The following is a 23242-nucleotide window of genomic DNA, read 5'->3' on the forward strand; positions in this document are numbered from 1 at the left end:
CCATGCAAAAACAGATTCTGGTGGCCGGGGGCGGTATTGGTGGGCTGGCGGCGGCGTTGGCGGCGGAGATTGCGGGGTGGGAGGTGCGGCTGTTCGAGCGGGCGCCTGCGTTTTCCGAGGTGGGGGCGGGTGTGCAGATCGGGCCAAATGTGGTGCGGCGATTGCAGGCTTGGGGGCTGCATCGCGAGTTGCAGGCGGTGGCTGCGTTTCCGGATCGGTTGCAGGTGCGCAGTGCGGTGTCGGGCGGAGAGCTGGCTGCGCTGCCGCTCGGGGCTTCGGTCATCGCGCGCTATGGGGCGGCCTATGCGACGATCCATCGCGCGGATCTGCATGAGTTGCTGCTCAACGCGGTGAAGGACCGGTCTTCGGTGCATCTCAATCTCGATCAGCCGGTGGAGCACCATCAGCAGGGCGATGGGGTGGTCACGGTGCGGCTCAAGGATGGCACGCTGGTCGAAGGCGATGCTCTGGTCGGCGCGGACGGGCTGCGCAGCGGCACGCGGGCGCGGCTGCTGGGCGAGACGGCCACGCGCAGCTCGGGGCATCTGGCGTATCGCGCGGTGGTGCCGCAGGCGGATCTGCCGCAGGCGCTGCGCTCGCAGCAGGTCACCGCTTGGCTCGGGCCACGGCTGCATGTGGTGCAGTATCCGCTGCGCCGGGGCGAGCTCATGAATGTAGTGGCGATCCGGCATGGCGAGGCGCCTGCCGATCTGGAGCATTGGGACCATGCGGCGAACGCGGGCGATCTGGAGGCCGCGCTGTCGCAGACCTGCGCGCCGCTGCAGGAGTTGATCCGCGCCGTGCCTTCGGTGAGTGGCGGTTGGCGGCTGTGGCCGCTGTCGGACCGGCCGCCGGTGCGCGGGCCGCAGGAAATGGCGCAGGGGCTCGTCGCTCTGCTCGGCGACGCCGCGCATCCGATGCGACCGTATCTCGCGCAGGGCGCGGGCATGGCCATCGAGGATGCGGCGGAGCTGCAACGGGCCTTGTCGATGCACGATCTGGAGGTCGATCTGCGCCTTCGCCGATATGCGCTCAACCGGTGGCAGCGCAATGCCCGCGTGCAGGAGCGCTCGCGGCGCAACGGGCGGATCTTTCATGCGACGGGCTTTGTGCGTTTCGGGCGCGACATGTCGCTGCGGTTGCTCGGCGAGCGGCTGCTCGATGTGCCGTGGCTGTATCGCGGTGACGGCGCTGGGGTGAGTCAGCTTTGATGCGGTTGCAGCGCGGCCGGATGCTTGGGTGGTGAGGGCAGCAGCGTGAACGCCAGCGCAGCCAGTACCAGCAGCGCGGCGATGCCGTACATCACCGGGCCGAAGGGTTCGAGCGCGCGGGCCTCGGCCATCGACGCGATGAGGCCGGTGAACCATTGCATGGCCGCGATGCCGAGAAACATCGCCATGGTGAAGGCCGCCATCGCGCGGCCGGTGAGGGCTGCGGGGTAGGCGTTGCGCACATCAGCGTATTGCAGGATCAGATAGCCCGAGAGAAAGCCGATGGCGAGCGCGGCCGCAATGTTGCCCCATGCGTTGTGCGTGAATCCGATCATGGCGAACAAGACCGAGAAGAGCAGCGTGCAGACCACCAGCCAGCGCCTGCGGTGCGCGGGGCCGGGGTCGAGGCGGCCAAACGCCATCGGTCCGCAGAGCGCGACCAGCGACAGCACGAGCGCGACGTTGCCGCTTTGCACCAGCGAGTAGCCGTACCGGCTGATCAACAGCGGCCCGAGCCACAGTCCGCGCAGGCTGATGAAGGCGGCATAGCAGACAAAGCCCAACGCCACGATGCCCCAGGTGTGCGGAATCATGAACAGCGAGCCGAAGCGCGCAACGGCCTCACCGATGTTTTCCTTGCGCGCGTTGGTGCTCGCGGGCAGGGCAGGCTCGTGCACCGTGCGCCAGATGCAGAGCCAGGCGATGGCCGACATCACGGCCAGTACTGTGAATGCCATGCGCCAGCTCGTGCTCTGCACCAGCCACGCGAGCGGCGTGCCGGTGAACAGCATGCCGAGCGTGCCGACCGTCATCGCAATGCCCGACACCGACGCGAATCGCGACGCCGGAAAATGCCGCGAGATGAACACCGTGCAGGCCAGAAATGCCGGCGAGCAGCCGATGCCGATGAGCGACTGCCCAATCAGCAGCGTGCCGTAGCCAGGCGCGGTCGCGGAGATCACCGCGCCGACGATGGCCAGCGGCGAGGCCAGCAGTACCGTGCGGCGCACGCCCCACAGGTCGATGGCGATGCCCATGAACAGCTGCATCGCCCCGAACATCAGATGAAAGCTGCCCGCGAAAATACCCAGCGCCTGAGGGGACAGGCCCTGTTCGGCGGACAGCGGCGCAGCCAGAATCGCGGCCACGGTGCGGTAGGCGTTGCTCAGCGCAAATCCGGCGGTGAGCGCCAGCAGCATGGCCCAGACAGCGGCTGCGGGACCAGGGGCGTGATTGGGTTGGGGCGTTGGAGCGGACATGGGATGCAACGTTACCAGCCCCCGTATCGGGGCTGTGTAGGCAGTGTGCTGCAATTGCTTACGTTCCGCATGCGGCTATACGCGAGGTGCAGGAACTTTCCGTAACGCGAACCGCACATAATCAGCACCTTCGCCTGAAATCTGGATAACAACGTGGATCTGCTTTTACTGCTCAAGGCCGCCATCATGGGTGTGGTCGAGGGGCTGACCGAATTCCTTCCCATTTCTTCGACCGGTCATTTGATACTTGCGGGCGCACTGCTCGGCTTTCACGGCGAGAAGGCCAAGGTCTTCGACATCGCGATCCAGACCGGCGCGATCTTCGCGGTGATCCTCGTGTATTGGGAACGCATCAAGTCCACCATCATCGAGCTGCCCACCGAGCGCCGCGCGCAGAAGTTCGCGCTCAACGTGATCGTCGGTTTTCTGCCTGCCGTGGTGCTGGCGCTGATTTTCGGTAAGTTCATCAAGGCCCACCTGTTCACACCCACCGTGGTCGCCACCACTTTTATCTTGGGCGGTTTCATCATTCTCTGGGCCGAAAAGCGCAGCGCGAGCGGCGCCGTCGCGCGGGTGAACTCGGTCGACGAGATGACGGTGATGGACGCGCTCAAGGTCGGCCTCGTGCAGTGCCTAGCAATGATTCCGGGCACCAGCCGCAGCGGCGCGACCATCATCGGAGGCATGTTTCTTGGCCTTTCGCGCAAGACGGCGACGGACTTTTCCTTCTTCCTGGCGATTCCTACGCTGATTGGTGCTGGCGTTTACAGCCTGTACAAAGAGCGGGCGTTGCTTTCTACGGCTGACATTCCTTTGTTTGCTGTGGGGCTGGTGTTTTCGTTTATCAGCGCTTGGCTGTGTGTGCGGTGGTTGCTGAAGTACATCAGCTCGAACAGCTTTGTGCCGTTTGCTTATTACCGGATTGTGTTTGGGGTGATCGTTTTGATCACCGCTTGGACTGGGGTTGTTTCTTGGTCTGAGGCTTGATTTTTTCGCCTCTGTTCTTTTTTTAGAGCGGAGGCCGAGACTGCCCCCGGCGGGGCAATCACTTTTTTGCTTGCGCGCAAAAAGTAATCAAAAACGCGCTTGGAATTCATCCGGCGAACTCACTTCGCGACTGCGTCGCTCCGTTCGGACAACCACCGGAAATCAGTCTGGAAGAGGTGTTTGCGGCACGTCGCTGCGCTCGTGCCGGGGTGTTTGCGTAGCTGCGTTGGGGTTCATATGCCCGCTGCGCTTTTGAGTTTGCAATGCTAAACCCAGCTTGCAAATCACACGACTCTCGCACCCCAACATCTCGCGAAGTCGCGAGATGAGCGCCACGAGCGAAGCGATGTGCCGTGAGCACCTCCGAGTGAACCTCTAGCTCGCGGCGGTTGCCCGAACGGAGTGCCCGAAGGGCACGCAGTGAGTTCTGCCGCGGGTATTAAAAAACGCATTTTTGGTGACTTTTTGGGCAAGACCAAAAAGTTACTCCGCCGCCGGGCGGAACTCCCGGCCAGCAGTCCTCAGCCAAGCAATAGAACCCAGATCAGTCAGCGGAAAAGAAAACACGGCACGCAGTAAAGCACGCGCACCAAGCATCACCCCCGAAGCACTACCTCGGCAAGATTGCGAAGAGATGCTTCCACAGCAGCAGCCGTGGTATGAGGCTGCTCCATAGGAAACAGATGGCTGCCATCGACCATCATGATGCGCCCCCCAGTGACGCGTTGGGTAAGCGCCATCCCGACCTGCCGCATTTCCACCGACTCCAGACCGCCGATGAACGCCGCCGGACACTGCAGCGGATACTTTTTCAGCAGCGGTGCGAGGTTGTGGGGCAGCGTGTTGTAGATCGCCGTTTCAACCGCGCGATCAAAAGCGAGGACGCGTTTTCCGGCGTGGTCCACGAGGCCGTGGGTCACGTAGTCCCAGAGCACGCGCTCGTCCCAGCGGGCAAAGGCTTTCTTGTGGCGGAAGTGCTCAAAGGCTTCCTCGGTGCTGGCCCAGGTGTTGCGGCGGGCGCGGCTGATCTTGCCGGGGGAGAGGGAGCCCACGACCTGAGCGCGCTTGACCATGTTGACCGCGCTGGCGCGCCAGCCGCTGAGGATGGGGGAGTCGATCAGCAGCACGCCGCAGGTGAGTTTCGGGTGGCGTGCTGCCGCCATGAGGCTCAGGATGCCGCCGAGTGAATGGCCAACGAGGTAGACCTTCTGGCCCGTGCGCTCGACCTGTTCGCCCGCGAAGTCGGCCAGTTGCTGGACCAGATTGGGCCAGTTGTTGGTGACTTCGTAGCGTTCCTCATGGCCGAAGCGGTCGACCGCGCTCACGTCGAAGCCGCGCTGGCGCAGGTCGTTCAGCAGCACGTTGTAGGTGCTGCCCGGAAAGCTGTTGCCGTGCGAGAAGACGATGGTGGGGCGGCTTGGCATGGGTGATCTGTTTGTCTCTTGTGGTGTCTTGATCGCGTGCGAAGCGCAGGGGCGGGTCAGATCAGCTTTTCGTCGGGGCTGGTGATCTTCTTGAGATGCTGGCTGCGATGCGGCTCGACGCGGATCGGCACGTCTGTGACGCCTCCATTCCAGGCGGGGTCCTCGATGCTGTCGAACACCTGACGCAGACGTTGGCCCCAGCTTTCGTGAACCATGCGGAAGTAGGGGTTGTATTCGTCTATGCAAACAATCTTGTCCGATGCGAATTGGCCTTCTTCATAGAGCACCAGATCGAGCGGCAGGCCCACTGAGAGGTTGGACTTGAGCGTGCTGTCCATGGACACCAGCGCGCACTTGGCGGCTTCGTCGAGTGGTGTTTCGGGTGTGATCACGCGGTCGAGCACGGGTTTGCCGTACTTGGATTCACCGACCTGGAAGTAGGGCGTCTCGGCGGTGGCTTCGATGAAGTTGCCCGCGGAATAGACCTGGAACAGGCGCATGCCTTCGCCCTGAATCTGACCGCCGATGATCATCGACACGTTGAAATCCACGCCCGAGCGCTGCAGCGCCTCGCCGTCGCGCTCGTAGACGCGGCGTACGGCCGCGCCCAGCACACGGGCGACGTCGAACATGCTGGTGGCGTTCCAGATGGTGATGGCTTCGTCGTCTTCGTGCGCGCGCAGCTTGGTGACCTGCAGGATCTCGCGCACGGATTGGGAGATGCTCAGGTTGCCGGCGGACAGCAGGACCATGAATCGGTCGCCCGTCTTTTCATAGACCATCATCTTGCGGAAGGAGCTGATCTGGTCGAGGCCCGCATTGGTGCGGGAGTCGGAGAGAAAAACCAGCCCGGCGTTGAGCTTGATGGCGACGCAGTACGTCATAACAGTGCAGAAATTAGAAATCGGAAACCCGCAAGTGTAGTCGGCCCGGATTCCGAACGTTTGCTGTGATGACAAAACGGAAACTGGCGGTTAACCAACGGTTTACAGCGCGTGGCTATCATTCGCCAAGAATCGTCCTATTCCCAAGGCTCACATGCCCAATCGCCCACTTTCAGCCCCTAACCTTGCCCATTCCCAGACCTTTGTGAAAGGCAGGGCCCGAACCGGGCTGATCGTGACGGTTGCGGCGATGGCTCTGGTGGCGGGCGGCGGGTACTGGTGGTATCAGAAGAAGCAGGCGGCGGATGCGTCCGCGGCAACGGCTGCGGCGCCCAAGTCGGGCGGTGCGGCCGGTGGCCGAGGCGGCCCGCGAGGTGCGCAGGGCAACTCGCAGACGCAACCGGTTTCCGCTGGCGTGGTGGACCAGCGCGATATGCGCGTGCTGGTCAGCGCTATCGGCACCATGAGTGCGCGGGCCACGGCCGTGGTGCGGGCCAAGGTGAGCGGTGAGCTGGTCAAGCTGCACTTCAAGGAAGGCGACGATGTGAAGGCTGGGCAATTGCTCGCCGAAATTGATCCGCGCAGCTTTCAGGCGACATTGAATCAGGTGCAAGGTACCTACCAGCGCGATCAGGCGCTCCTCAAGAATGCGCAGCTCGATCTGCAGCGCTACAAGGAGCTGCAGGCGCAGGATTCCATCGCCAACCAGCAGGTTGATACCCAGGCCGCGCTGGTGCGCCAGTACGAGGGAACGGTCGCGTCCGACAAGGCACAGGTCGATGCCGCCAAGCTGCAACTGAGCTACACCCGCGTGACCGCGCCGATATCCGGCAGGTTGGGCCTGCGCCAGTCTGATCTGGGCAACGTGGTCAACCCATCGGACACCAATGGCCTTGTCACGATCTCGCAGATCAAGCCCATCGACGCGGTGTTCGCGTTGCCCGAGGCGCATGTGAGCACGCTGTCCCGCCGCATCGCCGATCGGCAGGATCTGCCCGTGGAGTTGTGGGATCGCGACCAGAAACAGATGCTCGCCAAGGGCCGCCTCAACGCCCTCGACAACACCATCGACACGACCACCGGCACCGTCAAGGCCAAGGCCGCGTTCGACAACGCCGATGCCAGACTGTTCGCCAACCAGTTCGTCAACGTGAAGCTGCAGGTGAATCTGCTCGAAAACGCGCTCACCGTGCCAGCGACGGCGGTGCAGAACAACTATGTTTACCTCGTCAAGCCCGACAACACCGTCACCCAGCGCAAGATCACCGTGGGCGTGACGGATGGCGACCGCGTGAGCGTGCAGGGCGATCTGCAGCCTGGCGATCAGGTGGTGACTGACGGCATCGACCGTCTGCGCGAAGGCGCGCAGGTTTCCATCATCGCGTCGGACAAGGTCAATCAGGTGGATCAGGCGGTGCAGAACAACGCTGCGGGTCCGCGCATGCCGCGCAATCTGCCGCCCGAGGTGCGCGCCAAGGTGGCCAACATGACGCCTGAGGAACGAAAGGCCTTCTTCCAGAAGATGCGCGAGGAGCGCGCCGCGCGCGGCGAGGCGGGCGGCGGTGGCCCCGAGTCCGGCGCATCGCGTCCGCGCGAGCATGCATCCGCACCGCGCGAAGGAGCATCGGCCCCGTCCGCCCCGATGGCTCCCGCTTCAGCGGCCAGCCGTTGATCAGGTGTTGCGCAGCCATACGCTACCAACGCAGCAGCACCAAACCGGGCAGCCCACATGAATCTCTCGCGCCTCTTCATTCTGCGGCCCATCGCCACCACCCTGATGATGGTGGCGGTGCTGATCTCGGGCATTCTGGCCTACCGCCTGCTGCCGATCTCGTCGCTGCCGCAGGTGGACTATCCGACCATCGAGGTCACCACGCTCTATCCCGGCGCAAGCCCGGATGTGATGACCTCCAATGTCACCGCGCCGCTCGAGCGCCAGTTCGGGCAGATGCCGGGGCTCGATCAGATGTCCTCGGTCAGCTCGGGCGGCGCGTCAGTCATCAGCCTGCGCTTCTCGCTCGACATGTCGATGGACGTGGCCGAGCAGCAGGTGCAGGCCGCCATCAACGCGGGCTCGAATTTGCTGCCCAGCGACCTGCCGATGCCGCCAACCTACAGCAAGGTCAATCCTGCGGACGCACCGATTCTCACGCTTGCGATCACCTCGCCGTCGTTGCCCGTCATCCGTGTCAATGACCTGGTCGAAAACCGCCTCGCGCCCAAGCTCTCGCAAGTCAAGGGCGTGGGGCTGGTGGCGATTGCGGGCGGACGTCGCCCCGCCGTGCGCATTCAGGCCAATCCCACGGCGCTCGCGAGCTACGGCATGACGCTCGACGATGTGCGCTCGGCCATTGCCGCCGCCAACGTGAAGGGTGCCAAGGGTGGTTTCGACGGCCCGTCGCGCGCATCGACCATTGATGCGAACGACCAACTGCAGTCCGCCGCCGAGTACCGCAATCTCGTCATCGCGTTCAAGAACGGCAACCCGATCCGTCTGTCCGACGTGGCGAACACGGTGGACGAGGCCGAGAACACCCGCCTCGCCGCTTGGGCCGCGAATCCCGAGCAGGGTTCGCAGGCCGGTGTGATCCTCAACATCCGCCGCCAGCCCGGTGCCAACGTGATCCAGACGGTAGATGCGATCAAGGCGCTGCTGCCGCAGTTGAAGGAAACGCTGCCCGCGTCGCTTGATGTGCAGATCCTCACCGACCGCACAGTGACCATCCGCGCCTCGGTCGAGGACATGCAGGTCGAGCTGATGCTGGCGATTGGGCTGGTGGTGGCGGTGATCTTCGTGTTCCTGCGCAGCGCGTCGGCCACTCTGATTCCGAGCTTTGCCGTGCCGCTGTCGCTCATCGGCACCTTCGGCGTGATGTATCTCGCGGGCTTCTCGATCAACAATTTGACGTTGATGGCGCTCACGATATCGACCGGCTTCGTGGTCGATGACGCCATCGTGATGATCGAGAACATCGCGCGCTATGTGGAGAAGGGCGAGCCGCCGATGCAGGCCGCCTTGAAGGGCGCCAAGCAGATTGGCTTCACCATCATCTCGCTGACAATCTCGCTGATTGCGGTGCTGATCCCGCTGCTCTTCATGGGCGACGTGGTGGGCCGTCTGTTTCACGAATTCGCGATCACGATGGCCGTCTCCATCCTGATCTCGGCGGTGGTCTCGCTTACGCTCACGCCCATGCTCTGCGCGCGCTTGCTCAAACATACGCCCGAAGAAAACCACGGCCGCCTGTACCGAGCCACGGGCCGCTTTTTCGACGGCATGATCGAGAAATACGGCCGCATGCTGAGCTGGGTGCTCGACCATCGCGGCCTGACTTGGATCGTCTTTCTTGCGACGCTTGTGGTCACCGTGCTGCTGTATTTTGCGGTGCCCAAGGGCTTCTTCCCCGAGCAGGACACGGGCACGATTCAGGCCACGACCGAGGCGGATCAATCCATCTCGTTCGCCGCCATGGGCGAGCGCCAGCAGGCGCTGGTCGACCAACTGCTCAAGGACCCGGCGGTGCAGTCGATCTCGTCTTTCATCGGGGTGGACGGCACGAACACCACGCTCAACACCGGCCGCCTGCTGATCGATCTGAAACCGCACGGCCAGCGCGATGGGGTGGCGGCCGTCGTGCGGCGTCTCTCCGATGAGTCCAATCAGGTGCCCGGCATTCGCCTCTTTGCGCAGCCGGTGCAGGATCTGACCATCGAGGACCGCCAGGCGCGCACGCAGTACCAGTTGCTGCTTTCGTCGCCCGATATGGATGTGCTGTCCGCGAGCACCAAGGACCTGGTGACGCGCATGCAAGGTTTGAACCAGCTGCTCGATGTGAGCACCGATCTGCAGAGCCAGGGCAAGCAGGCCTACGTGAAGATCGATCGTGCGCAGGCCAGCCGTCTCGGAGTGACAGTGGCGGGCGTCGATACTGCGCTCTACAACGCGTTCGGCCAGCGCCTGATCTCCACCATCTTCACGCAGTCCAACCAGTACCGCGTGGTGCTCGAAGTCGCGCCGCAGTTCAAGCTCGGGCCCGAGGCGCTGCAGTCGATTTACGTCGCGTCGTCGAGCGGGCCGCCGGTGCCGCTCACCTCGATCGCCACCATCGAAGAGCGCAACATGGCGCTGTCGGTCAACCATGTGGGCCAGTTGCCTGCGGCGACGATCTCGTTCAACACGGCGCCCAATGTATCACTCGGACATGCGGTGCAAGCTGTGCAGGACGTGATGAAGTCCATGCGCGGCGAGGGCAAACTGCCGCTGTCAGTCGATGCGAATTTTCAGGGAGCGGCGCTCGCGTTTCAGGCCTCGTTGTCTAGCACGCTGCTCTTGGTGCTTGCGGCCATCGTCACCATGTACATCGTGCTGGGCGTGCTGTATGAGAGCACGATCCATCCGGTGACGATCCTCTCCACGCTGCCATCGGCGGCGGTGGGGGCGCTGCTTGCGTTGCTGCTGTTCGGGCTTGATCTCGATATCATCGCCATCATCGGCATCGTGCTGCTGATCGGCATCGTCAAGAAGAACGCGATCATGATGATCGACTTCGCGCTCGAGGCGCAGCGCGACGAGGGTCGCAACGCGCATGACGCGATCTTCCAGGCCTGCATGCTGCGCTTCCGCCCGATCCTGATGACCACGCTGGCTGCGCTGCTTGGCGCGCTGCCGCTGATGCTGGGCACCGGCGTGGGCAGCGAGCTGCGCCATCCGCTGGGCGTCACGCTGGTCGGTGGTTTGATCGTGAGCCAGTTGCTCACGCTGTTCACCACGCCGGTAATCTACCTGACCTTTGAGGGCTGGGTGGAGAAGTGGCGCGTCAAGCGCGGCCTACCGCCGGTGAAGCTCAACCATCCTGAGCAGGAGGAGGAAGAACGCCGCCTTGGAGAAGCGCCATGAAGAGCTGGTCCAGTCTGTCGGCGCCGTTCATCTTCAGGCCCATCGCCACGATGCTGCTGACGATTGGCCTCGCGCTGGCGGGCGGGATTTCGTATTTTCTGCTGCCGGTCGCGCCGCTGCCGCAAGTGGACTATCCGACGATCTCGGTCACCGCGAGCCTGCCCGGCGCGGCCCCCGACACGATGGCCGCGACCGTCGCCACGCCGCTTGAGCGGGCGTTAGGTGCCATCGCAGGCGTGAACGAAATGACGTCGAGCTCCAGCCTCGGGAGCACGCGCATCACGCTGCAGTTCGACTTGACGCGCACTGTGGACAGCGCCGCGCGCGACGTGCAGGCGGCGATCAACGCATCGCGCACCTTGTTGCCTTCGGGCATGCCGAGCAATCCGACCTACCGCAAGGTGAACCCGGCAGACGCTCCGATCCTGATGATCGCGCTGACCTCCGATTCGCTCACACGCGGCCAGATGTATGACGCGGCCTCGACTGTGCTCGCGCAGAAGCTCTCGCAGGTCGAGGGCGTGGGGCAGGCCTCGATTCAGGGCGGCGCGCTGCCCGCCGTGCGGGTGGAGCTCGATCCGGTGCGGCTTGCGTCCAACGGCGTGTCGCTCGAGCAGGTGCGCACCGCGATCTCGAACACCAACGCGAATCGACCGCTCGGCGCGGTCGAGCGTGAAGACCATTACTGGCAGGTGGCCACCAACGATCAGGCGCGCGTGGCTGCAGACTATGCACCGCTGGTGCTCAAATGGTCCGCAGGCAATGCGATCCGCTTGTCTGACGTGGCCGATGTGAGTGATTCGGTGCAGGACGTGCGCAACTACGGCGTGATGAACGGTAAACCTGCCATTTTGCTGCAGGTATTCAAACAGCCGGACTCCAACATCCTCGAGGCCGTGACCCGCGTGCGCGCGCTGCTGCCGCAGCTCAAGGCGTCGATCCCGGCGGCCATCGATCTGACCATCGTCTCTGACCGCACGCCCACGCTGCGCGCGTCGGTGGTGGAGGTCGAACGCTCGCTCGTCATCTCCATCGCGCTGGTGATTCTGGTGGTGTTCCTGTTCCTGCGCAAATGGCGCGCCACGGTCATCCCGGCCGTGGCTGTGCCGGTGTCACTGATGGGCACCTTCGGCGTGATGTACCTGTGCGGCTACACGCTGGACAACCTCTCGCTGATGGCACTCACGGTGGCCACCGGCTTCGTGGTGGACGATGCCATCGTCGTCGTCGAGAACGTCATGCGCCACATGGAGCGCGGCAAGTCCGTTGTGCGCGCGGCGCTTGATGGTGCGCGCGAGATCGGCTTCACCGTCGTATCGATGAGCATTTCGCTGATTGCGGTGTTCGTGCCCATCATGTTCATGGGCGGCATCGTCGGGAGGTTCTTCCGCGAGTTCGCGGTGGTGATGTCGGCGGCGATTCTGGTGTCGATGCTGGTGTCGCTCACCACCACGCCGATGATGTGCGCGGCGCTGCTGCGCGGTCCCGAGGATGAGGGTGAGACCCAGACAAGACCACGTGGCCGCATCATGCGCGCATGGGATCGTTTCTCTGCCGCCATCGGCCGCCTTGAAGCAGGATCGATGCGCGTGTATCGCAAGACGCTGGCCTGGTGTCTGCGCCACCAACCGCTGGTGATTCTGGTGCTGCTCGGCGTGATCGCGCTGAACGTGCAACTCTACCGAGTGATCGAAAAAGGCTTCATCCCCGATCAGGATACGGGCCGCGTGATGGGCTTCATCCGCGCGGATCAGGCGACATCCTTTCAGGCGATGGAGCGGCGCATCAAGCGCTTTCTTGACATCGTCCAGCAGGACCCTGCAGTGGAATATGTGACCGGCTTCACCGGCGGCGGCCAGCGCAATTCGGCCAACATGTTCATGTCACTCAAACCACTGGCCGAGCGCAAGGTGTCCAGTGACGACGTGATCAGCCGGTTGCGCGAGAAGCTCAAGGACGAGCCCGGCGCGCGGCTCTTCATGATCAAGCAGACGGACATTCGCATCGGCGGCCGCCAGAGCATGGCGGCCTACGACTACACGCTGCAGGCCGACGACATCGCCGACCTGCGCACCTGGGAGCCGCGCATTCGTCAGGTGCTCTCGACCTTGCCCGAACTCGAAGACGTGAACAGCGATGTGCAGGATTACGGCATGCAGACCACGCTGGTGGTCGATCGCGATGCGGCGTCGAAGCTGGGCCTCACCATGTCGCAGATTGATGCGACGCTCAACGATGCGTTCGGCCAGCGTCAGGTCGGCGTGATCTACAACCCGCTCAACCAGTACCGCGTGGTGATGGAGGCCGCACCGCGCTTTTTGCAGAGCCCGGAAACGCTGCGTGGTTTCTTCTTCGTGAACAACACCGGCGAGCAAGTGCCGCTCACCTCGTTCGCCAAAATCACGACGACCAACACACCGCTGTCGGTCAGCCATCAGGGCGGCACGCCCGCGAGCACAGTGAGCTACAGCCTCGCGCCCAATGTGTCGCTCTCGCAGGCCAACGATGCGATCCGCAAGGCCGTGGCCGAGCTGGGTGTGCCGGTGTCGGTGCGCGGCAGTTTCAGCGGCACGGCGGGGGCGTTCCAGCAGGCGCTGGCCGGGCAACCGCTGCTGATTCTGGCGGCCATTCTCACCATCTATCTGGTGCTCGGCATCCTGTACGAAAACCTCGTGCATCCGCTCACCATTCTCTCGACCTTGCCGTCGGCGGGCGTGGGTGCGCTGCTTGCGCTGATGCTGTTCAAGACGGAGTTCTCGCTGATCGCCTTCATCGGTGTGATCCTGCTGATCGGGCTGGTCAAGAAGAACGCGATCATGATGATCGACTTTGCTCTCGCGCGCGAAAAAGGCGGCCACGCCACGCCCGCGCAGTCCATCTACCGCGCCTGCGATCTGCGCCTGCGCCCCATCCTCATGACCAGCATGGCGGCGATCTTCGGCGCGCTCCCGCTGATGCTGGGGCGCGGCGACGGCGCGGAGCTGCGCCAGCCGCTGGGCATCGCCATCGTGGGCGGCCTGCTCGTGAGCCAACTGCTCACGCTCTACACCACGCCGGTCGTCTACGTGCTGCTCGAGCGCGTGCGCAACCGTGTGGTCAATGGCTGGGCGCATCGGCCCGCAGGGCTGCGCTCATCCGCGCCCGTGCCCGCATCGTCGCCAGCGATTCAAACGGGGGAATGACCGTGACGCATCACCATCGGAAAAGAATGACCAGACCGTTTGCATTGAGCCTGTTGGCCACCGCGTTGCTGTTCGCGGGTTGCTCCACGCAGGAGCCCTATCAGCGCCCGTCTCTCGACGTGCCGGAGCAGTTCAAGGAGGCTGCGAAGCTGAGCGTCGAATCCGGCCTGTGGCAGCCCGCGCGCAATGGCACGCAAGGCGCCGCAGCGCCCGTGCCGCAGAACTGGTGGACGCTGTATGGCGACGCCACGCTCAACCAGTTGCAGGACGAAGCGCAGGCAGGCAGCCAGACGCTGGCGCAGGCAACGGCGCGAGTGCGTTCGGCGACGGCGTCGGTCGCCAGCAGCCGCTCCTCGCTGTTTCCGACCATCGGCACGAGCGGCAGCGGAACGCGCTCGAAATCGGCTGGTGGCAACTACACGGATTCGACCACGGGCGAAACCGTTGCGCGCAGCGGCACCATCGCCAACAGCTACTCGCTGGGCCTGAACGCGAGCTGGGAGCTGGACCTCTGGGGCCGCGTGGCGGGGCAGGTGAGTGCGAGCGAGGCGAGCGCCAAGGCCAGCGAATACGACCTCGCGGCGGCGCAGCTGTCGCTCGAAGCGTCGGTGGCGCAGACCTATTTTTCGCTGCGCGCGGCCGAGGCGTCGCAGCGCTTGCTCCGGCAGACGCTCGAGGCCTACGAGCAGAGTTGGCAATTGACGAAGAACCGCTACCAGTCAGGCGTCGCATCGTCTGCCGACGTGGCGCAGGCCGAGTCGCAGTACAAGAGCACCGAGGCCCAGCTTATCGAATCAGAGTCGACCCGCGCGCAGTACGAGCATGCGCTTGCCGCGCTGCTTGGCAAGGTGCCCGCCAACTTCAGCCTGCTGGAAACCGCAGAGCTGCCAGCGCCACCGGACGTGCCCGCTGTTCTCGCATCGCAGCTGCTGGAAAAGCGCCCGGACATCGCCTCGGCAGAACGCAGTGTGGCCGCAGCGAATGCGCAGATCGGCGTGGCACGCGCGGCGTTTTTCCCGTCACTCACGCTGTCGGCGAGCACGGGCTATCGCGCGGCCGGCTTGTCCAATCTGCTCAGCGCGCCGAATCTCTTCTGGTCGCTGGGCCCGGCGCTGGCGATGTCGATATTCGATGGCGGAGCGCGCAGCGCGGCCGTCGAATCGGCGCGCGCGCAGCTCGACCTGACATCGGCCACCTACCGCCAGACGGTGATCACCGCACTGCAGGAAGTGGAGGACAACCTCGTCGTCGCAGACGCGCTCTCGCGCGAGCTGGTCGTGCAGACCGCTGCCGCCACCGCCGCGCGCAAGGCGCTGACTGTGGCCAACAACCAGTACAAGGCGGGCATCGTCGCCTATCTGAATGTGCTGAGCGCGCAGGCCACCGTGTTGAGCGCGGAACGCAATCTGATCGACGTGCGCAACCGCCGATTGGCGGCGGTGAACACGCTGCTCAAGAACGTGGCTGGAAGCTGGGACGAGGTGCCCGCAACAACAACCCAATGACGAAGTGAGACCGCCATGAAGCCGACCCTTTCTTCTCTGTCCTCCATTTCTGCCGCCGCGCTTTTGCTGCTTGGCGCGCACGCTGCCTTTGCGCAGCCTGTTGCCGCGAATCAGCTGCGCGATCCGTTCTTCTGGCTTGGCGAGATGAACAAGGCGACGCTGGTCATCAACTCCGAACAGGGCCTGCTCGACAGGGCCATGGCACCTCGTCTGGCGACCGGCGTAGCCAAGGTCATCGCGGAGGGTAGCCAGCCGGGCGGCAAGCGCCCGAGCAGCGTGATCACCTTCGAGCCGCTCTTGATCAAGGCGGCGGGCGAGGACGTCACTTTGCTGCACGCGGGCCGCTCGAGCCAGGACATGCACGCGACCTTCCGCAGCGCCATGCTGCGCGACAAGCTGCTCGATCTGTCCGATCAGCTGAACGTCACATCGACGACGCTGGTGGAGCTGGCCGCAAGACATGAGCGCACCATCGTGCCCAACTACACCAACGGCGTGGCCGCTCAGCCCAACAGCTACGGCCACTATCTGCTCGGGCTGTCGGCCGGGCTGCTGCGCGATGCCGACCGCATCCGCGAGGCCTATGCGCGCGTCGACCGCTCGCCGATGGGCACCACGGTGCTCAATGGCACGAGCTGGCCGCTGGATCGCAAGCGCATGGCACAGTATCTGGGCTTTGAGGCGCTGGTCGACAACGCGTATGACGCCGCGCAGATCTCGTCGATGGACCAGCCGGTCGAAGTGGCATCCATCGTCACCAGCATCGCGCTGCGTGCGGGCAATTTCGTCGAAGACGTGATGACGCAGTACGCGCAACCGCGTCCGTGGATTCTGTTGGAGGAGGGCGGTGGCAACACCTATGTCTCGAGCGCCATGCCGCAAAAGCGCAACCCCGGCCTGCTCAACGACACGCGCAGCGAGGCGTCCACGGCGGTGACGTTGGCGATGGGCCCGGTTATCCAGACGCACAACATCACGCCCGGCATGAGCGACCCCAAGGATGTGAAGCAGAATGCCGCCATGGTGGACAGCGGCATCACGACACTCAAGCGCTGGGACCGCGTGCTCAAGGCGCTGGTCATCAGCCCGGACCGCGCGCTCGAAGAGCTCAACAGTGACTGGACCGCTTCGCAGGAACTGGCCGACGTGCTGATGCGCAAGTACAAGCTGCCGTTCCGCGATGGGCACCATTTTGCGTCCGAGGTGGTCGCGCATGCGAAGAACCACAACATCAAGCCGCTGGATTTTCCGTATGCCGAGGCACGCAGGATCTACGCGCAGGCGATGAAGGATTCGAAGTACGGCACGGAGCTGCCGATGAGCGAGCAGGAGTTCCGCTCCACGCTGGACCCCGTCGCCATTGTGAAAGACCGCACCACATCGGGCGGGCCTCAGCCTGCTGAGATGGCGCGCATGTTGGGCGAGACGAGATCAAAGCTCGCGGCGCAGGGCGACTGGATCAAGACGCGCCGAGCGCATATCCGCGATGCACTAGCAAGGCTCGACAAGGACTTCGACGCGATCGCGGCCAAGGACCGCTGAGCCGGTTCAGTCGCTATCGAGCTCGAAGGTGTCGCGAAACGCATCTGAAAACGCGGTGCTGCCCGAGATTGTCAGCGTGACCGTCGTGTGGCCAGCAGGTGAGGCCGCGATGGACAAGCGACCCGCGCCTGCGTCAAATTCCGCAAGCAGCGGATCGCCCGCATCGCTCTGCGCCTGCAGATCGAAATCCCAGTCGGCTCCATCTTCGATGACTCCGCGCCGTCCGGTAAATGCGCGACCCGCCCAGCGCAGAATGGATTCGATCTCGGCCGTCAATGCGGCAAGTCGGGCCTCTGGCACGCTGGCCATCGCATCCCAGGTGCCGTTGCCTTCTTCGTCTTCGCTGTAGTCAAAAATCAGATAGTCGAGGGGTTGGGCGGGCACGGCGGTCACTTCATGATGAGGGAGAATCGGGCTCGCATTTTCGCCTGAACCATTGCCTTTTTGCGCCCCACACCATGAATGCCACTGATCCCCGCTCGTCCTCCCCGCCTGTCATGTTGTGCACCAGCGTGCTGCGCTTCGGCTTTGCGGCAGGCCCGGAACTGACATGCCCCGATCACGCATGGGCGGCGGGACTGCATCTGGTGCAGGGCGATGAGGGCGTTGGAAAAACTGCGTTGCTGTGCACGCTGGCGGGCGAGTTGAAGCAGCGTTCCGGCGAGGTGCAATATCCGTTCGCCGCATCAGGCAAGCCGCTGGCGGCCGATTTGTTCTGGCAGCATCCACGCACGGTGTTGAGCGAGGCCGAATCTCAATCGACCTGCCGAGACTGGATCGCGCGCCGTGCAAAGGTCTATCCGCTATGGCTGGAGGTTGATTTCGAGCGCCATATCGAAGGCTTTGCGCTCAACGAGCACATGCACAAGCCATTGCTGGCGCTGTCCACCGGCTCGCTTCGCAAGCTCTGGATGGCGGCAGCCTGGGCCAGCGGTGCGGCGCTGACGCTGATCGACGAGCCGCTCGCCGCGCTCGACAAACCGTCGATGCGCTATGTGCAGGAAACGTTGGAAGAGTTCACACATGAAGACCAGATCGAGCGCTTCGGTGAAGCGAGGCGCTGCGTGATCGTCACGCATTGGGACGAGATGGAAGGCGTCGATTGGGACGACGTGCTGACGCTCACATCGCCTTGAAGCGGGCGGCGTAGAGGCGGCTGACGGCCAGCCTTTCGGGGCGCTCGCGCAGCACCAGCGTGAGCTTGCCCGACTCGTCGCGTTGCGCCTGCGCGATGCTGGCCGCACGCACCACCGTGCCGCGATGGATCTGCCAGAACGCCTGTGCGTCCAATTGCGGCAACAGTTCCTTGAGCGGCGTGCGCAGCAGGTATTCATGGCTTGGCGTGAGTACGCGCACGTATTTGTCGGCCGCCTCGAAATAGACGACGTCCTGCACCGGCACCATGTGCAGTTGATTGCCGACGCTGGCTTGCAGGATGTGGAGAGGTGCCGCAACGGGTGGGGTTGTGGATGCCATCGCACCTTGCAGGCGCAGCAACTGTTGCACTGTCTGCTCCAGCAGATCGGTGGTTGGATGGTTTTGCCTTGCCTGCCACCCTGCACGCAGGCGTTGCACGGTTTGCGCCAAGCGTGCGTGCTGTACGGGCTTGAGCAGATAGTCGACGGCCTGCGCCTCGAAAGCCTGCACGGCATATTGGTCATATGCGGTGATGAAGACGATGGCGGGAAAGGGCAGGTTCTCGGGCCATGTATCGGCGATCTCGGCGGCGGCTTCGAGGCCGCTTTGGCCTGGCATGCGAATGTCGAGGAACAGCACATCTGGGCGTATGTCGAGCGCGATCCGCGCCGCGCTAATGCCGTCTTCAGCCATCGCATTGATCTGCAATTCGGGCCATGCCTTCGCGAGCGCCTGCTGGAGGCTTTGGGCGAGCAGTGGCTCGTCTTCGGCAATCAGTGCGCGGGGGGCGAGGTCCATCGATGGGTTCATGGTCGGATCAACGGGAAGACGATGCGTGCAAGTGTGCCGGACTCCGGCGCTCTTGCGGTCAACTCGAAGGTTGCCTCATCGCCGTATCGCGTGGCGAGGCGTTCGCGGACTTGGGCCGTGCCAAAGGGCTGACCTGCGCGCGGGTTCGTGGGGCTGGCATTGTGAGCCTGACCGACACCGGTGTCACTGACGGTCAGCTCCACGAACGGCTGTTGCGCGCGAAGGCATTCGCGTGCCGTGACGACGATGGCGCCGCCCTGAACCTGAGGCTCCAGACCATGGCGGATGCTGTTTTCCACCAGCGGCTGCAGCAACAAGGGTGGCACGCAGATGTCGGAAAGCGCATCGGGCAGATCGAGCGTGAACGTCAGCCGCTTGCCCATGCGGATCTGCATGAGCGCGAGGTAGTCGTGCAGCCGTGCAAACTCGTCGCGCAGCGCATGCTCGGCGTTGCGCGAGCTGCCCAGCGTGGCGCGCAGGTAGTCGATGAGGTGGTCGAGCATCATCTGGGCGCGTTCCGGATCGGCCGCGATCAGCACCCGCAGATTGGCGAGCGTGTTGAACAGCATGTGCGGCTCGAGCTGCGTCTGCAGCAGCGTGAGCCGGGCTTCGGTGGCCTGCTTTTCTGCTTGCGCGGCTTGCAGTTCGAGATAGCGTGATTTGCCGACCACGTAGTAGACGAAGGACATGAGCGCGCTGGTGACCACGGTGATGATCATCGGCAGCAGCCACAGGTCGAAGTGCTCCGGATGTGCATCGGGCTGCACATATCGCTGGTAGCTCTGGCCGATGAGGGAGCCGACGCCAAAGCCGATCAGCACGCCCGCGAGCACCACGATCATTCCGCGCCAGCCTTGGGGCCAGGGTATGTCGCGGTTCTGGGCGAAGCGCAGGCGCCCGAGCTCGATGACCAGCCAGCTCAGCAGCCCGATGGAGAGCGAATACACCAGATTCACATCCCAAGTGCTGGAGCCCGCCAAGGTCAGCACCAGCGTGATGAGCAGGCACACCGACACCGTCGCCGCGCCATGGCGAGCGAACATGGGCACAAGCGCGGGTTCACGCGGGGGCTCACGTGGAAGAGGATGGCGCTGCATGGTATGCATGGTAGTGGAGCCGCGCATCTCAGTGCGAGGAAGATGCGTTGTCGCTTTGAGTTTTCCCCTGATCGCGCAGCAAGGCTTCACGTTCCTTCTGCACCATGCGATGCCAGAGTGCGCCGCGCGTGGGCCGCAGCCAGACGCTCATGCCGTGCGCGAGCAGGCCAATGCCCCAAAAAAATGCGGGATAGATCGACCAATGCCTGCCATGGCTGAACGACAGGCCCATCAGGCCGAGATTCACCAGCAGATAGACGGTGGCGTGAATGAACCAGCCGAGCTTGCGACCTGCGCGCCTCTGTGCTGCACGTTCGATGGGGTCAAAGCCGTTCGCGGCGAAGTGTGGGACGTGGTGGACATGGGACATACTGATCGCTCCTTGGGCTGGATGAAACCGAGATGGAGCGATGTTCAGCGTGAGCCGCATGGGGCGCGAGCCCGATGCGACGGGATGCGCAATTCAGGGCGTGAAATGCGGCAGGGCGGCGTGAAGCGGGGCTGTTTGGTCAGCCCCGCACGGTTCAAGGCAGCAGCCGCTTGAGCTGGTACAGCGCATCCAGCGCCTCGCGTGGGCTCAGGGCGTCGGGGTTGATGTTGCCGAGCGCCTGCTCGACCTGGCTGACGGCGGTGTGTTCGGGCTCGGGCGGTGGCGCGAACAAATCGACCTGGGTTTCGTCCTCACCCGCGCGTGCCTCGAGCGCGTCGAGCGTATGGCGCGCATGGTTGATCACGCCTGTGGGAACGCCCGCGAGCTTGGCGACCTGAATACCGTAGCTGCGGCTAGCCGGGCCGGGCTGGATTTCGTGCAGAAAGACGATGTCGTTGCCCGACTCTGTCGCGCCCACGTGCACGTTCACGGCATGGCCGTGGCGCGTGGACAGCTCGGTGAGTTCGAAGTAGTGCGTCGCAAACAGCGAGAACGCCTTGGTCCGGTCATGCAGGTGCGTGGCGATGCCGCTGGCGAGCGCGAGGCCATCGAAGGTGCTGGTGCCGCGTCCGATCTCGTCCATCAGCACCAGCGAGTGCGGCGTGGCGCTGTGCAGGATCTGCGCGGCCTCGGTCATCTCGAGCATGAAGGTCGACTGCGCGTTGGCCAGGTCATCGGCCGCGCCGATGCGCGTGTGGATTGCGTCGATGGGGCCGAGGCGGCAGGCCATCGCGGGCACGTACGAGCCCATGCTGGCGAGCAGCACGATCAACGCCACCTGGCGCATGTAGGTCGATTTACCGCCCATGTTGGGGCCGGTGATGATCTGCATGCGCGAGTTGGCGTTCAGGCGCGTGTTATTCGGAATGAACGCGCCGGACGATGTTTCGGCCAACCTGGCCTCGACCACCGGATGGCGACCCGCGTCGATGTCGATGCAGGGCTCTGGCACGAATTGCGGTGCGCACCAGTTCAGCGTGAGCGAGCGCTCGGTCAGCGCGCACAGCGCGTCGATGGTGGCAAGCGCCCCGGCCAACCGAGTGAGCGCAGGCACATGGGCCTGCAACTGATCGAGGATCTGTTCATACAGAAACTTTTCGCGCGCAAGGCCACGTTCCTGGGCTGACAGGGCCTTGTCTTCGAACGTCTTGAGTTCGGGCGTGATGAAGCGCTCGGCGTTCTTGAGCGTTTGGCGGCGGCGGTAGTTCTCGGGCACGCGGTCCAGATAGCTGGTGGTGACCTCAATGTAGAAGCCATGCACCCGGTTGAACTGCACGCGCAGGTTCGGAATGCCGGTGCGTTCCTTCTCACTGGTTTCGAGCTGCAGCAGAAAGTCGTCGCAGTTGTTCTGGATGCCGCGCAGCTCGTCGAGATCGGCATCGAATCCCGTAGCGATCACGCCGCCGTCGCGCACCAGCGCAGCGGGCTCCTCCATGATGGCGGCGCGCAGCAGTTGCGTGCAGTCGGCGGGCGGAACGAGGTCATCGAACAGTTGCGATAGCACCGGCTCTGGCGGGCGTGGAAACTGCGAGAGCAGGTGCGATTTTTCCAGCGTCTTGGAGAGCCCAACAAGCTCGCGCGGGCGCACCTGGCGCAGCGCGATGCGCGCGGTGATGCGCTCGACATCGGACACACCCTTGAGCTCGCCGCGCAGCAATTGCCACGGGCTGTTGTTGCCTGCACAGCGCAAGGCACCTATGGCCGACAGTCGTCCGCGCGCCTCGCTGCGGCCGCGGCTGGGTTCGAGCAGCCAGGTCTTGAGCAATCGGCTGCCCATGCCGGTCATGCAGGTGTCGAGCAGCGAAAACAGCGTGGGCGAATCCTCACCGCGCAGCGTCTTGGTCAGCTCGAGATTGCGGCGCGTGGTGGCGGGCAGGTTGATGAGCTCGCCATTGCGCTGCACGCGCACGCCGTGCACATGGGTGAGGGCACGGCCCTGCGTGTGTTCCGCGTAGGTCAACAAAGCAGCGGCCGCTGCGTGGGCCTGCTGCAGGCCTTCGGCATTCCAAGCCTGCAGGCTGGCGGCGCCGAGATGTTCGAGCAGCTTGCGCTCGCCGAGCGCGGCATCGAACTGCCAATCGGGGCGCAGACTGAGCGGGCAGGTCAGCACGCCGCTGTGGCGCAGCGCGACGAGCTGCTCTTCAAAACGCTGCGTGACACCCGCGCTGTAGATCACCTCGCTCGGCGCGATGCGCGCGATCCAGTTGCCCACTTCGTCATGTGTGCATTCGGCCATGTGCACCACGCCCTGCGTGACACTGAGCCACGCCAGCCCCGCCTTGGCGCGCGGCCCCTGATGTACCGACAGCAGCAGCGATTCGTTCTTGTCCGACAGCAGTTCAGAGTCAGTCAGCGTGCCGGGCGTGACCACGCGCACCACCTTGCGCTCGACCGGACCCTTGCTCGCGCCGACCTCGCCGACTTGCTCGGCAATCGCGACGGACTCGCCCATCTTGATGAGGCGGGCCAGATAGTTCTCGAGCGCATGAAACGGCACACCCGCCATGGTGACCGGCTCTCCAGCCGACTGCCCCCGCTGCGTGAGCGTGATATCCAACAGCCGAGCGGCCTTCTCGGCATCGCCGTAGAACACCTCGTAGAAGTCGCCCATACGGTAGAACAGCAGCGTATCGGGGTGCCCTGATTTCAGCGTCAGATACTGCGCCATCATCGGCGTGTGAGCGCTGAAATCAGACTCTGCGGGGACCTGTTTTTGTTCTGACTTTTCGTTCATTGCTGTCGACTTCACTGACCGTTCGTGTTCCTGGAAGCGGATATTGTCCGCGACTTCGGGGAAGGGGAATCCTGATGTGGTTTGCCGTCTGCCAGCCGTGACGGCTCTGCGACGCGGGTTTGCGCTACAGTCGGCGGGCGCAT

Annotated in this window: 16 protein-coding genes; 8 read left to right on the plus strand and 8 right to left on the minus strand. The window is 64.0% G+C overall.

Features of this window, described 5'->3' with window-relative positions:
* Nucleotides 1-2 precede the first annotated feature (2 nt).
* Nucleotides 3-1211: an FAD-dependent monooxygenase gene (locus tag G7047_RS01965; protein WP_166300232.1), complete on the plus strand. Its 1209-nt coding sequence runs from the start codon at nucleotides 3-5 to the stop codon at nucleotides 1209-1211.
* Here G7047_RS01965 and G7047_RS01970 read toward each other — a convergent pair.
* Nucleotides 1202-2470 carry an MFS transporter gene (locus tag G7047_RS01970; protein WP_240939341.1) on the minus strand — a complete coding sequence of 423 codons (1269 nt, stop codon included), beginning with the start codon at nucleotides 2468-2470 and terminating at the stop codon, nucleotides 1202-1204. The two genes, G7047_RS01965 and G7047_RS01970, sit on opposite strands and share 10 nt — an antisense overlap.
* Nucleotides 2471-2623: 153 nt before the next feature.
* Between G7047_RS01970 and G7047_RS01975 the strand changes: the two genes are divergently transcribed.
* Nucleotides 2624-3457 (plus strand): undecaprenyl-diphosphate phosphatase, encoded by an 834-nt coding sequence (locus G7047_RS01975; RefSeq protein ID WP_166300234.1) that lies wholly within the window; start codon nucleotides 2624-2626, stop codon nucleotides 3455-3457.
* Nucleotides 3458-4053: 596 nt separating this feature from the next.
* On the opposite strand, the gene G7047_RS01980 is transcribed toward G7047_RS01975, so the two are convergent.
* A complete protein-coding gene (locus G7047_RS01980) occupies nucleotides 4054-4881 on the minus strand; it encodes an alpha/beta fold hydrolase (RefSeq protein WP_166300236.1) in 828 nt (275 codons plus the stop codon).
* Between the two features lie 56 nt (nucleotides 4882-4937).
* Entirely contained in the window at nucleotides 4938-5765 is an 828-nt protein-coding gene (locus G7047_RS01985) for a proteasome-type protease (protein ID WP_166300238.1), read from the minus strand.
* A 154-nt stretch (nucleotides 5766-5919) separates the two neighbouring features.
* Here G7047_RS01985 and G7047_RS01990 point away from each other — a divergent pair, with 154 nt between their 5' ends.
* The 5 genes from G7047_RS01990 to G7047_RS02010 are packed head-to-tail and all read left to right on the plus strand — an operon-like array spanning nucleotide 5920 to nucleotide 16891.
* A complete protein-coding gene (locus tag G7047_RS01990; RefSeq protein ID WP_166300240.1) occupies nucleotides 5920-7437 on the plus strand; it encodes an MdtA/MuxA family multidrug efflux RND transporter periplasmic adaptor subunit in 1518 nt (505 codons plus the stop codon).
* Nucleotides 7438-7494: 57 nt separating this feature from the next.
* The gene (locus G7047_RS01995) at nucleotides 7495-10662 is read left to right on the plus strand and encodes an MdtB/MuxB family multidrug efflux RND transporter permease subunit (RefSeq protein WP_166300242.1); all 3168 of its coding nucleotides are present in this window, start codon (nucleotides 7495-7497) and stop codon (nucleotides 10660-10662) included.
* Nucleotides 10659-13844 (plus strand): efflux RND transporter permease subunit, encoded by a 3186-nt coding sequence (locus G7047_RS02000; protein WP_166300244.1) that lies wholly within the window; start codon nucleotides 10659-10661, stop codon nucleotides 13842-13844. Before G7047_RS01995 ends, G7047_RS02000 begins: the two co-directional genes overlap by 4 nt.
* 26 nt (nucleotides 13845-13870) lie before the next feature.
* A complete protein-coding gene (locus G7047_RS02005; protein WP_166300246.1) occupies nucleotides 13871-15349 on the plus strand; it encodes an efflux transporter outer membrane subunit in 1479 nt (492 codons plus the stop codon).
* Between the two features lie 15 nt (nucleotides 15350-15364).
* Nucleotides 15365-16891 carry a lyase family protein gene (locus G7047_RS02010; protein ID WP_166300248.1) on the plus strand — a complete coding sequence of 509 codons (1527 nt, stop codon included), beginning with the start codon at nucleotides 15365-15367 and terminating at the stop codon, nucleotides 16889-16891.
* 6 nt (nucleotides 16892-16897) lie between these two features.
* Here G7047_RS02010 and G7047_RS02015 read toward each other — a convergent pair whose 3' ends face one another.
* Nucleotides 16898-17275, minus strand: coding sequence for a hypothetical protein (locus G7047_RS02015; protein ID WP_166300250.1), 378 nt, complete (start codon nucleotides 17273-17275; stop codon nucleotides 16898-16900).
* Nucleotides 17276-17349: 74 nt separating this feature from the next.
* Here G7047_RS02015 and G7047_RS02020 point away from each other — a divergent pair, with 74 nt between their 5' ends.
* Nucleotides 17350-18027, plus strand: coding sequence for an ATP-binding cassette domain-containing protein (locus G7047_RS02020; protein ID WP_166300252.1), 678 nt, complete (start codon nucleotides 17350-17352; stop codon nucleotides 18025-18027).
* On the opposite strand, the gene G7047_RS02025 is transcribed toward G7047_RS02020, so the two are convergent.
* The 4 genes from G7047_RS02025 to mutS all read right to left on the minus strand — a co-directional run bounded on the left by G7047_RS02025 (nucleotide 18014) and on the right by mutS (nucleotide 23099).
* Nucleotides 18014-18826 carry a LytTR family DNA-binding domain-containing protein gene (locus tag G7047_RS02025; protein ID WP_166311814.1) on the minus strand — a complete coding sequence of 271 codons (813 nt, stop codon included), beginning with the start codon at nucleotides 18824-18826 and terminating at the stop codon, nucleotides 18014-18016. The two genes, G7047_RS02020 and G7047_RS02025, sit on opposite strands and share 14 nt — an antisense overlap.
* A gap of 8 nt (nucleotides 18827-18834) precedes the next feature.
* Complete coding sequence (locus G7047_RS02030; RefSeq protein WP_240939613.1) at nucleotides 18835-19881, minus strand: sensor histidine kinase; 1047 nt, start codon at nucleotides 19879-19881, stop codon at nucleotides 18835-18837.
* 82 nt (nucleotides 19882-19963) lie between these two features.
* Nucleotides 19964-20305, minus strand: a complete 342-nt coding sequence (locus G7047_RS02035) for a 2TM domain-containing protein (protein ID WP_166300256.1) — start codon at nucleotides 20303-20305, stop codon at nucleotides 19964-19966.
* Nucleotides 20306-20459: 154 nt separating this feature from the next.
* Nucleotides 20460-23099 carry a DNA mismatch repair protein MutS gene (gene mutS, locus G7047_RS02040; protein WP_166300258.1) on the minus strand — a complete coding sequence of 880 codons (2640 nt, stop codon included), beginning with the start codon at nucleotides 23097-23099 and terminating at the stop codon, nucleotides 20460-20462.
* Nucleotides 23100-23242 lie beyond the last annotated feature (143 nt).

The organism is Diaphorobacter sp. HDW4A, from assembly GCF_011305995.1.
In the GTDB taxonomy this organism is placed as follows: Bacteria; Pseudomonadota; Gammaproteobacteria; order Burkholderiales; family Burkholderiaceae_C; genus Diaphorobacter_A.